Source organism: Emticicia sp., from assembly GCF_043780375.1.
GTDB lineage: Bacteria > Bacteroidota > Bacteroidia > Cytophagales > Spirosomataceae > Emticicia.
The window spans coordinates 1-12,298 of record NZ_JAYWCU010000107.1; the positions used below are offsets into that span (position 1 = coordinate 1).

General features: G+C 36.6%; 10 protein-coding genes and 1 pseudogene. 3 read left to right on the forward strand and 8 right to left on the reverse strand.

The genetic code is table 11. From position 1 onward, the window contains the following. A partial coding sequence (locus ACH2CJ_RS07860; protein WP_394991867.1) for a peptidase occupies positions 1–555 on the reverse strand: 555 nt, incomplete at its 3' end. A gap of 141 nt (positions 556–696) precedes the next feature. Beyond that, positions 697–1,659 (reverse strand): alpha-E domain-containing protein, encoded by a 963-nt coding sequence (locus tag ACH2CJ_RS07865; protein WP_394991869.1) that lies wholly within the window; start codon positions 1,657–1,659, stop codon positions 697–699. Between the two features lie 348 nt (positions 1,660–2,007). Between ACH2CJ_RS07865 and nagA the strand changes: the two genes are divergently transcribed. Together nagA and ACH2CJ_RS07875 are read left to right on the forward strand one after the other, a co-directional pair. After that, positions 2,008–3,123: an N-acetylglucosamine-6-phosphate deacetylase gene (gene nagA / locus ACH2CJ_RS07870; protein WP_394991871.1), complete on the forward strand. Its 1,116-nt coding sequence runs from the start codon at positions 2,008–2,010 to the stop codon at positions 3,121–3,123. A 361-nt stretch (positions 3,124–3,484) separates the two neighbouring features. Then, the gene (locus ACH2CJ_RS07875) at positions 3,485–4,996 is read left to right on the forward strand and encodes a magnesium chelatase (protein ID WP_394991873.1); all 1,512 of its coding nucleotides are present in this window, start codon (positions 3,485–3,487) and stop codon (positions 4,994–4,996) included. Between the two features lie 67 nt (positions 4,997–5,063). Here the strand turns inward: ACH2CJ_RS07875 and tnpA are convergent, their stop codons facing one another. From tnpA to ACH2CJ_RS07890, 3 genes are all read right to left on the reverse strand, one after another. Further along, a complete protein-coding gene (gene tnpA / locus ACH2CJ_RS07880) occupies positions 5,064–5,501 on the reverse strand; it encodes an IS200/IS605 family transposase (protein WP_394991875.1) in 438 nt (145 codons plus the stop codon). 594 nt (positions 5,502–6,095) lie between these two features. After that, positions 6,096–8,753 (reverse strand): valine--tRNA ligase, encoded by a 2,658-nt coding sequence (locus tag ACH2CJ_RS07885; RefSeq protein WP_394991877.1) that lies wholly within the window; start codon positions 8,751–8,753, stop codon positions 6,096–6,098. Between the two features lie 155 nt (positions 8,754–8,908). Next, positions 8,909–9,628 (reverse strand): head GIN domain-containing protein, encoded by a 720-nt coding sequence (locus tag ACH2CJ_RS07890; protein ID WP_394991879.1) that lies wholly within the window; start codon positions 9,626–9,628, stop codon positions 8,909–8,911. Positions 9,629–9,770: 142 nt separating this feature from the next. Between ACH2CJ_RS07890 and ACH2CJ_RS07895 the strand changes: the two genes are divergently transcribed. Then, a complete protein-coding gene (locus tag ACH2CJ_RS07895) occupies positions 9,771–10,688 on the forward strand; it encodes an ROK family protein (protein ID WP_394991881.1) in 918 nt (305 codons plus the stop codon). 161 nt (positions 10,689–10,849) lie between these two features. Here the strand turns inward: ACH2CJ_RS07895 and ACH2CJ_RS07900 are convergent, their stop codons facing one another. The 3 genes and pseudogenes from ACH2CJ_RS07900 to ACH2CJ_RS07910 form a co-directional block, all read right to left on the reverse strand. After that, on the reverse strand, positions 10,850–11,641 hold the full coding sequence (locus ACH2CJ_RS07900) for a DUF4198 domain-containing protein (protein WP_394991883.1): 792 nt from the start codon (positions 11,639–11,641) through the stop codon (positions 10,850–10,852). A gap of 62 nt (positions 11,642–11,703) precedes the next feature. Further along, positions 11,704–11,913 carry a hypothetical protein gene (locus tag ACH2CJ_RS07905; RefSeq protein ID WP_394991885.1) on the reverse strand — a complete coding sequence of 70 codons (210 nt, stop codon included), beginning with the start codon at positions 11,911–11,913 and terminating at the stop codon, positions 11,704–11,706. 132 nt (positions 11,914–12,045) lie between these two features. Continuing rightward, positions 12,046–12,298: pseudogene (locus tag ACH2CJ_RS07910) on the reverse strand (4-hydroxy-3-methylbut-2-enyl diphosphate reductase); the annotation flags it as partial.

The window sequence follows — 12,298 nt, forward strand, 5'->3', positions numbered from 1 at the left end:
GTCAACATCATTGGCACTTACACGAGTAGAATCGAATGCCAAAAATCCTAATTTTAGCACCTCTTGTAAAGAAGTATTATATTTTAAGTTTCGGTAAAGAATCGGTTTTCCGTAGTTTGGTTGCCCAATAATGATAAAAGGAGAACCTTCGGTTACTTCAATCCAATTGCCTTCAGGATATAACATATAAAGTTTAAGTTCATCATCGTTTTCGAGTTGTCCTCCAATAATTGCTGACAAATTGAATGACAAACCAGCTTCTTTCAGAGAAGCTTTGTCTTCAACAGCGACTCTTTTCACCATATCTCCAAAAGCATTAACGGCTTTGTAAAGTTTATCGAATTTGGTATCTTGTTCTTCTAAAACTTCTTTAAAATAGGTAATTGCTTTGTCTCTCACCGACCGTAGCCCCGAAGTCATTATAAACAATGAATGGTGTTTTGATTGGTGAACAAATATTTTTTTGTTGGTTGAAACCTCGCTACCCGACGTGATGCGAGTGTCGGCGATAGCAACAATTCCTTTAGCAACTTTTACTCCGAGGCAGAAAGTCATTTTATTAATAATAAATGTTGTAATGATGAATATTGAATGGCTTTTCTAAAATATGCCCTTTAATCCATCACAAAAAGTAAGATGATCGGAACAAAAGTAGAAAAAAAACATCATTCAACATTCATCATTTACCATTAGATTTTACACTTCTACTGTTTTTAAATCAAAATAAGTCTTAAAAATCGCTTTAGCAGCAGTATTTGTTTTTATTTGAAACTCATCTAAGTAAGGATGTAGAGCTTTCTTGAAAATATCTTCTACTTCGGTAAACTCGATTTCATGACGAAGGCGAGTGATCTCTTTTTCGGCAAAATTGGAATAGCCGTCAGTCATCTTTCTATCAGAAATTTCGTACAAAGACAATTCCGCTTGACGAATACAGTAAAAAATCGAACGAGGAAAACTTTTGTCTAAAACCAAAAATTCAACAATATGAGAGGGATTAATGACACGATGCTGCTGGCGATACATATTAAACGCACTAACAGATTTTAGCACCGAAGTCCAAATAAGTAATTCTTGAGGAGAGCCAATTGCTTGGTCATTAGGCAATAAGGTAAAATATCTAACATCTAAGAAGCGAGAAGTTTTGTCGGCACGCTCCAAAAAACGCCCCATTCGTCCGAAGTGAAAACCCTCATTTCGGGTAACAGTCGCATCAATAATTCCGAAAAACAATTGGCACCCATCTCTAATTTCGTCAAAAAATATTTGGAGTTGCTCCACTTCCCAGTTTTTGGTTGATTGCGTTTCCGATATTTTCAGATAAAACATATTGATATGTTCCCACATTTCTTTGGTGATACTCTCGCGAATCGTACGGGCATTTTCACGGGCATTGACAAGGCAACTATAAATAGAGTTAGAATTTCGTTTATCGAAAGTCATATAGTCAATAACTGTATCTCGATTGGCAACGGTATGGTGTTCAAAAAAACCAAAATTATCGGCTGTGGCAATGAGTAAAGGCTCCCACTGTTCGGTCAAAATTCCAGGAGCATCAAGCGTTAGATTTAAGTTTACGCTCACAAAACGAGCGTAATTTTCTGCTCGCTCAATATAGCGATTTATCCAATAAATGGAGTTTGCGACACGACTCAACATAATTTTCTTTGGTTTTTATTGACGAAAACCAAAGATAATAAAAATAAAGGAAATCGAAAAAACAAGCGAAAGATTGTACAGCTAACAAATTTTGGAAGTAATGATAAATTTGACAAATAATAACGCTTAAATCTTCACCAATCCTAATCTAATCGCTTCCATTACTACGCCTACACGGGTTTTAGCATTTAGTTTTGTGAAAACTTGTTCAGTGCTTTGCTCAATCCAACTTTTCAGACGCAAACAGGTGAAATATTTAAAGCAGAAATTGGCGGATATAATAACTAAAAAACCATTCATAAAAACTTTTTTCCTAACTTGCTCAATAATCTTTGAGCAAGTTTTTTTATGCAAACCATAATTATCAACGCCACCGTTCACACGGGTACGGAAGTCCTTGAAAATCAATCAATTACTATCGAAAATGGTGTAATCTCAACTTTGTGCCAAAAGCAGGTTAATGCAAAAGTTATCGACCTCAAACACAAGCACATTTCCGCAGGCTTCATCGATGTACACATCAACGGTGGTGAAAAATACTACTTTACTCAACACCCCACTGAAGAAACTATTCAAGATATTTATGAATCAAGTCTAAAGCTCGGTACTACTCACGTGTTACCAACGCTCATTACTTCGCCCCTCGAAAATATCTTGAAGGGTATTGAAGCAACTCGTAGTTTTTTAGAAAAAAATCCAAATTCGGGTGTACTCGGAATGCACCTCGAAGGACCTTTCTTAAACCTTGCTAAGCGAGGAGCTCACTTGGCGGCATATATTAGAAAACCTATAAATAGCGAGTTAGAAGAAATTATCAAGCATGGTAAAGGTATCATTAAACTAATGACCATTGCCGCCGAAAATTTTACGCCCGAACAAATAGAAATGCTACTCGAAAGTGGCATAAAAATATCGCTCGGGCATTCAAATGCCACTTATAAGCAAGCGAAAAGTGCTTATAATCAAGGCATTACACTTTGCACGCACTTGTATAACGCCATGACTCAAATGGGGCATCGTGAACCTGGTGTGGTAGGTGCAACGTTCGATAGTCCTGAGGTTTATGCCCCTCTTATTTTAGATGGTTTTCACTGCGATTATGCTGCTGCTCGCATTGCTTATAAAATCAAAAAAGACAAACTTTTCTTAATTTCAGATGCTCTTTTTGTGGGTGAAAAGGTAAAACAGTTTCAATGGGGAGAATTTGACGCTTATTTAGAAAACGGACAATATCGTAACTCGGAAGGAAATTTGGCTGGGGCAGCTGTTTCGATGGCCGATTGTGTAAGAAATGCCGTACAACAAGTTGGAATTTCGTTGGAAGAAGCTATAAAAATGGCAACTATTCGACCAGCAAAAGCATTGAGCATAGATGACACAATCGGACAAATTAAAGAAGGTTTTCCTGCTAAATTTGTTGTTTTTGACGAAAAATTAAATATATTTACCCCCTTAATCGTTTAACGTTTCAGAGTATTTTATTTATCAGCTTAAAAACTAAATTTCACTACAATGAACAATTTATTCAGAGGTTTAATCGCAGGCTATGGAGCAAAAAAATTAGGTGGTGGCTGCTTCGGAACTATTATCGTATTTGTCATTATTTGGGTTATATTGGGTCAATGTAGCTAAATTATGGGCAAAATCTGCTTTTTTAAAAGCCATTTAAACAACATTTATTGTTTAAATGGCTTTTAAATTTATAAGTCTTTAAAACTTAATAAATAAATTTCTGAAAACTTCCAAAAAACCACAACCATTTCTCACCAAAAACCGTTCTTTACCTAAAGAGACTCTCACAAAACGAAATATTATCCATTAACTCATGGCATTCGATAAGAATATTTTAAAAATTAAAACCCTCGGCGAATTAAAAGCCAATGGCTATCGCCCAAAAGCTATCAAACAAGAACTTCGTGATAATTTAGTTGAAAAACTTAAAAATAAAGAGTCTGTTTTTCCAGGAATCTGGGGTTTTGAAGATACAGTTATTCCTGATGTTGAAAAAGCGATTCTTTCGATGCACCATATCAATTTGCTCGGTTTGCGTGGACAAGCAAAAACTCGTATTGCTCGCTTGATGGTCAACCTTTTAGATGAATTTGTGCCAATCGTATCAGGTTCTGAACTAAATGATGACCCCCTCGAACCACTTTCACGTTTTGCCAAAGATTTGATTGCCGAATACGGCGATGCTACGCCAGTTGCGTGGTTGCCTCGTGAAGAGCGTTATAACGAAAAACTCGCCACGCCCGACGTATCAATTGCCGACTTAATAGGTGATGTTGATCCCATAAAAGCGGCAACTTTGCGATTACCATATTCCGACGAACGAGTGATTCATTTTGGCATGATTCCTCGTTCGCACCGTTGTATTTTTGTCATCAACGAATTACCCGATTTACAGGCTCGTATTCAGGTTTCATTGTTCAATATTTTGCAGGAAGGCGATATTCAAATTCGTGGTTTCAAACTCCGAATGCCGCTTGATATTCAGTTTGTATTTACGGCAAACCCCGAAGATTATACCAATCGCGGAAGTATCGTAACGCCACTAAAAGACCGTATTGATAGCCAAATTGTAACACATTATCCGAAATCTATCGAAATCGGAAGAAAGATTACAGAGCAAGAAGCTATCATTAAAGACGGTCAGAAGAAAATCGTTGTCAATGAAATTTTGAAAGATTTGGTTGAACAAATTGCCGTTGAAGCTCGTCAAAGTGAATACGTCGATGCCAAAAGTGGTGTTTCAGCTCGTATGACGATTTCGGCTTATGAAAATTTACTAAGTTCAGCCGAAAGACGTTCATTGATTAATGGCGAAAAAAATGTAAATGCAAGAATATCAGATATTTACGGAGCGATTGCAGCCATCAACGGAAAGATAGAATTGGTTTACGAAGGTGAAGTTGAAGGCCCAGTTTATGTGGCTCAAAGCCTAATAGGTAAAGCAATGCGAACTGAATTTTTGAAGTATTTCCCGAATCCAGAAGCAGTAAAGAAGAAAAAATCGGGTAAGAATCCATTCCAGCAAGTATCAAATTGGTTTGGTGAAGGAAACGTGATTGATTTTACCAACGACCTCGCCGACCGAGAATACCGTGCAAGACTGAAAACAATTGAAGGATTGGAAGAATTGGTAGAAGACTATCACGAGCGTTTGGGCGAAAATGATAAACTATTTATGATGGAATTTGCTTTGCACGGATTGGCCGAATATTCATTAATCAGCAAACAAAATTTGGATACTGGCTTACAATTCAAAGATTTACTTGATAGTATGTTCGACCCGAACAAGATGAATTTTGAGGATGATGAGGATGATTTTAGATAAAAAGTTATCATGAATTTATAATAGAAAGGGTTAAATCTGAATGTTAGATTTAACCCTTTTGTGATTATTACTCGTCCTTGATAGTTTGCCATCCGTATTTTTTCATAAACTCTTCGACTTCTTCATCAAAAGATTTTTTAGCGTGGTGAATTTCCTGATTTTTGATATAGTTTACAACTTTTTCAACTTGTGATTCACTCACCGAAACAGCAAAATAATCATCTTGCCAAGAAAATTTCTGTGCTGTTAACTGCTGTTTATTTATCCAAAATGACGATTCTCCCTTAATTAGTTTTGCAATAGAAGCTATCGATTGGTCATTACCCAAAGAAATCAGACAATGAATATGTTCAGTATAGCCATTAATTGCTTGTAAGAAAATAGCCTTTTCTCGGCAATTTTCGATGATATGATTGAAAACTTCATATCGAATATCTTTGGTTAAATACGGAAATCGGTTCTTTGTAGAAAATACTACATGAACCCAAATTTTTACATAAGACATTTTACAGTATTGTTGTTTTTGTATAAAAAAATATTGTGATTGTGTTGAGTTTTGGCTAAAGCCGATATAGAATTCTTATTTTAGTATCCGTCAGCTAAAGCAGACGGCAATGAATTCTTCTCTACTGAATAAAAAAATCAATAAAAATTATAACTCCAATCTGTTCAATTTCTCATTCATTGCCGTCAGTTTTAACTGACGGGTAACAGAAAGTACATCAAAACTGGGCTTTAGCCAAAAAAAAGGCAGCCTTGAAAAAATCAAAACTGCCTTTTTAAATTTATTTCAATAAGCTCACCCCAACTTCGCCATTGCCTTAGTTCATAAAAAAGCACTTTCTATTCTTTTAAATTAAATCAAGCATTATTCTTCACAGGTTCTGTTATTTCATTCAAGAGCTTTCCCTAATTCTTTCCCTAAACCTGGATTTTCGAGGTGTTTGGCTAATTCATTTTTTAAATCCTTCTTTACCTTATTTTTAAATCTGGGGTTAATTCGGTTTCTAATTTACCAAAATCTATTTTTTTATTTATGCCTGCCCGCAATTCCTTATCTATTTCTGTGTTTAACTTTATTGAATCTTTACTTACCTTATTATCTCCCCCCCAACTTAGCCAAAGCCTCTTCTAAAGCTTTGATTTTTGTTTCGGCATCAATTAGTTTTTGGCGTTCTTTTTCGATGATTTCTGGTTTGGCATTTTGTACAAAACGCTCATTCGATAACTTCGCTTCAGTCGATTTCTTGAAACCTACGATGTAATCTAAGTCTTTTTGCAAAGCGGCTTTTTCTTCCTCAATATCAAGATTTTTACCTAAATCAATGGTCAATTCATCGCCTTTGATAACAAAACTCATGCCATCAGTTTTATCGATAACGTATTGAATAGCCGAAATATTTGCCATTTTTTGAATCAAACCAGCCAATGTTTCGTAGCGAGCTTGGTTTTCTGTTTTTACTGCCAACGGCAATGCTTCTTTTGGCGAAATTTGCTTGGCATTACGAGTATTACGCACCGTCGAAACGATTTCAAATAATAAGTCAAAATCAGCCAAAAGGCTTTCGTTTACTTCGCCACCTTGCGGGAATTGAGCCAAACAAATTGATGGAACGCCGCCCGTTCCCCTTTCTTTAATTGTTTGCCAAATTTCTTCCGAAATAAATGGCATCCAAGGATGAATCAAACGCATCAATTCGTCAAAGATTTCGAGCGTTGCATTGTATGTTTCTTGGTCGATGGGTAAGCCTTTTCCGTCAACGTAAGCGGGCTTTATCATTTCCAAATACAACGAACAGAAATCATCCCAAATTAAGTTGTAAGTACTCATCAAGGCATCCGACATTCTGAATTTATTGTAATGATCGAGCGTTTCGGCAATTACTTTGTTCATTTTTGTGTTAAACCAAGATACCGCCAAACGATTGCTAACAGTTGATTGTTGGTTGTCGACTGTCGGCTGAACCTCCCAACCTTGAATCAAACGGAAAGCATTCCAAATTTTATTGCTAAAATTACGTCCTTGTTCACATAATTTTTCATCGAAAGGTAAGTCATTTCCTGCGGGCGAACTAAACAACATTCCTGTACGTACACCGTCAGCTCCATATTTTTCAATCAACTCAATTGGGTCAGGCGAATTACCCAACGATTTCGACATCTTACGTCCTTGCTTATCTCTTACGATACCAGTCAAATATACATTTTTGAACGGAAAAGTACCTTTATATTCATATCCCGCAATAATCATACGAGCCACCCAAAAGAACAAAATTTCAGGAGCAGTTACTAAATCATTGGTTGGGTAATAATAGTTAATATCCTCATTATCAGGATTTTTAAAACCATCAAAGACCGAAATAGGCCATAACCATGAACTGAACCAAGTATCCAAAACATCATCGTCTTGCGTGAGGTCTTTCTCACTCAAAGCAAAAAGTTGGTATTTTTCACGGGCAATTTTCAAAGCCGCTTTTTTGTCTTTTGCTACGATACAAGTGCCATCGGGCATATAAAATGCTGGAATACGATGTCCCCACCAAAGTTGGCGACTGATACACCAATCTCTTACGTTTGCCATCCAATGGTTGTACGTATTCTTAAATTTTGGTGGAATCAACTGAATCGTGTCGTTCATTACATTTTCCAATGCAGGCTCCGACAAACGCTTCATTTTCAAGAACCACTGCAAGGAAATTTTTGGCTCAATAATCGCACCTGTACGCTCTGAAGTACCAACGGTTGATTTATAATCTTCTTCTTTTACCAAATTGCCCGATTCGGCAAGCATTTTAGCAATTTTCTTACGAGCCACAAATCTATCTTCGCCCACCAAAATCAAAGCCTTTTCGTTCAACTTTCCTTCATCGGTCAAAATATCAATGATTTCTAAACCGTGTTTTTGTCCAAGAGCGTAGTCATTTTGGTCGTGGGCAGGCGTTACTTTCAAACAACCCGTTCCAAATTCCATCGTTACATAATCATCGGCAATAATCGTAATTTCACGATTTATCACTGGAATTCTTACTTTTTTACCAATCAAATGCTTGAAACGCTCATCTTCTGGATGCACACAAATCGCTGCATCAGCCATGATAGTTTCGGGGCGAGTGGTGGCAATTGTAACGCTTCCCTCATCGCCATCATAACGAATATAATATAATTTCTGCTGAACATCTTTCATGATAACTTCCTCGTCCGAAACCGTAGTTTTGGCTTGAGGATCCCAGTTTACCATGCGATGTCCACGATAAATATCTCCTTTATTGTGTAAATCAACAAAAACATCAATTACAGCATCATACAAACTTGGCTCCATCGTGAAACGAGTTCTGTCCCAATCGCAAGAAGCACCTAATTTACGAAGTTGTTGCAAGATAATTCCGCCGTATTTATCTGTCCATTCCCAGCAATATTTCAAGAATTCTTCACGAGAAAGGTCATTTTTATTTATTCCTTTCTCTTTTAGCATAGCCACAACTTTCGCCTCGGTTGCAATAGAAGCATGGTCGGTTCCTGGCACCCAACAAGCCTCTTTGCCTTCCATACGTGCCTTACGAGTCAATACATCCTGAATCGTGTTGTTCATCATGTGTCCCATGTGAAGCACGCCCGTGACATTTGGCGGCGGAATTACGATTGTATAAGGCTTTTTGTCGGGATTAGGTTTCGACTTAAAGTATTGATTATCAATCCAATACTTATACCATTTATCTTCTATCTCTTTCGGATTGTAAGTTTTGCTAATTTCTGCCATTATCTTGAAAAGTCCATAGTCGATTGACTACTGACGACGGTTTTTGTTTATGATAATGCAAAAATAGAGAATTTTAAGGCATAAAAAAACCTGTAAGGTATTTTCAGACGGGTTCATCCAGACCTTGCAGGTTTTAGTTTAAGCGAATTTAATCATCAATTGGCATTGAAAATCTTCCCTGAGCCAGAAATATATTTACTAATGCGAGGGTTTCCTCTGAACCAAACACTTCCACTGCCCGAAATACTCACATCCAGATTATTTAAAGCAGTAGTTTCGCAACGTCCTGAACTACTGATTACAACATCCGAATTATCAGCGTGCATATCAAACGATTCAATTTTTCCACTTCCAGAAACATCATAAATACCATTATAAGTATCTCCTTCCAAAAAAATTAGTCCCGAACCGCTCAAATCTGCTTCTAAATCATTTTTTACATCCAAAGCCATGTCAATTAAGCCACTTCCTGACAAACGCAAACTCATGTTTTTTGAAAAAATCTTGTTATCACTAATAACTTTTCCACTTCCAGAAACATAAACGGCGTTAATATCAGGCACTTGGATGTAAATTTTCACGTTATTGATGCCCCGCAGGCGACCGTTATCATCCAAAATCAAGGTATTACCACTTACTCGACTGATAACCAAATTGATAATATTATTTTCGGCAACAATCTCAATATCTTTGGCTGTACCTTGACGCAAAATGACTTCGGCAGGAAAATATAGCTCCAAACGATTAAAATAAGGAGTACGGCGGTATTCGGTTTGAACAATACCGCTACCTTCAATAATGTTATAAGTATTACAAGATAACAATCCGAATACTCCCAAAAGGATTGTGAAAATTACAACTAATGAACGTTTCATGTTTTGTGTTAATGTTTAGCTTTTGCTGAAAATTGTTGTCTTTGATGATAAGATGCTATAAGTTTGTAAGGCGTTGCTTGACTATTTGTTAATGACAAGTTAACAACGTTTTTCCCTCATACAATCAACCTTATTTATAAAAATGAAAACACTTTGGGGCGTAGATTTAGGCGGTACAAAAATTGAAGGCATAGTAATGAATGCCGAAAATGACGAAATTTTAGCAAGAAAAAGAATTCCAACTGAAGCTAACAAAGGATACGAGCATATTATCAGTCAGATTGCTAAACTAATAGACATATTAAAAGTCGAAACCCAAATGCAACCCACAGCCATTGGTTTTAGTACGCCAGGGACAACCGACCCAACTACTCAAACCATGAAAAACTGTAATACAACTTCGATGAATGGCCGACCAATGAAAGCTGATATTGAGAAAGCTCTTGGTGTACCAGTCGAATTGGCAAATGATGCCAATTGTTTTGCTTTGGCAGAAGCTACGATGGGAATTGTGCGAGATGTAATGCCCGATGCAAAAGTAGTTTTTGGTATAATTCTCGGCACGGGCGTTGGCGGCGGAGTAGTGGTAAATGGTCAATTGATTCAAGGCCGACACGGTATTGGTGGCGAATGGGGTCATAATTTCTTTGAAGAAGACGGCGTAATGTGCTATTGTGGCAAAACAGGTTGTAACGAAAATGTATTTTCGGGGCCAGCTTTGCAACAATATTATAAAAAACTCAGCGGAAATGACCTGACCATGAAGGAAATCTACGACTTACATAAGGCAGGAACAGACCAACACGCAACGGCTACACTTCGACATCTAATTAAGTCATTTGGGCGAGCCATTTCTTCTATCGTTAATGTACTTGACCCCGATGCCATTGTGATTGGCGGTGGCGTTGGCAACATCGACTTGATTTATACTGAAGGGCCCGAAGAACTCAAAAACTGGATTTTTAATAGTAGAAAAGTAGAAACGCTCTTCTTAAAACCAAAATTAGGTGATAGTGCTGGCGTTTTTGGTGCGATTGAGTTGGTTAGAAAAAATAATTAAAGCCATTAGGTTTGTATGATTTTGAACTATTTGAATCAGAACAATTCTCTTTCAGGAACTAATCGAAGAAGCGTTTTATGGTAGCTTACTAAGAAGTCAGAATTTAAAAGAAGCACTAAAAACCTGATTTTTAGTGCTTTTCTTTATTCAAGCAATAGCTTTTACTTAAACCCAAAAGTATAACTTCCCCAATAGCTTTGCCAGTCGGCTTCGGTGGGTTTTGTGTGCGGCACCATGTTTACCGAACTTACCATCCAAGCACCTTTTGGTTCAAAACTAAAAATAACTTTTCCATTGGCATCACTTCTGAAATTTCGTTTGTTTGGTTGCTCAATTCCTTTCTGCCAAACAACAACTAAAGCATTTTTCAGCGGTTTATTGTCGAATAAAACCTTGAAAGTCAGTGATTTACCACTGGTATAAGGGTTTTTCTCGGGAATAATTTCGAGCCTCATACCTGTATTGATGCGATATGTTTCGTCGTGCGTATTACCTACTTGCAGCAAGGTTTTTACACATCTTTGGTATTCTTCCGTGCCTCTTTTGTTCAATTGTCCATGTTTTTTTCTATAAGCCACAACATTATCTAAACCATCGTCTTTAAGATATTCATTAAATTTATCTGCTGCTAATTCGATATGTTTGTTTGAATTATTGAAGGCAATCAAATGATTTCCTTCGGTTTCAAATTTCAAAAAATCGCTAAGATTTTGTTCGGACAAATCGCCTTTGGTGTTTTGTTCGCCTTTTGAGTTATAATGGGCAAACTTTGTAAGTTTAAACTTTGAAAAATCTACTTCTTCACCAGTAAAGTTTTCACCGACAAAGACTCTGAGATTGATTTTTTCGCCAATTGCCAAGAGAAATTTTTGTGGTTCGAGCCAAAACTCATGAGCAAAAGTGATAAATGAGGCAAATAGAAGTAGAAATAGGCTAATGGTTGTTTTTTTCATCTGTTAATGCTTTAATTGATATTTAAAAAAAGACCTTCCAAATCATCGGAAGGTCTTAGTGTTTATGCGGTTAATTGGACTTGTGTCCGTCGGAATGTTCGGTTCAGGATTCCACGATAGATGCTCCCAAATTTTTCGTAGCACCACTTTTTTAGTTCTCTAATTTCACGGAAAGACAAAGCCTTAATTCCTTTTTTTAACTCTTTCTCAAATAAATTACTCTCAAAACTGACTTTTTCTAAAATCAATTTCACATACTCAATCATTTTCATGTAAATCTACTTTTATAGTTAAACTGATGGATTTTATAAGAATTCATAGTAAAGCTAAAGTAGAATATTCTATTTTCCAAAAAAAAACAGATAAATAATATTTGCCCAATTTCAATACTTCTGAGTTCTATTTTACAACGTTTCCATCACGGTTTCTATTTCTTTGGAAGTGTTATAAAATGATAAAATTTTCAGCATTACAGCTTCCATCACCGAATCAGGGCATGATGCTCCGCAGGTAAGCATAATGGTGGTTTTTTCTTTTTTTGGTAGAAAATCTTCGATAAGTTCTTCTTTTTTATGTAAATCGTAGCGTTTTATAGTATTTTCAGACAAAATGCTTGCTTGAGACTGAATAAAAAAAGTAGGTAACTTTTCTTCGCAA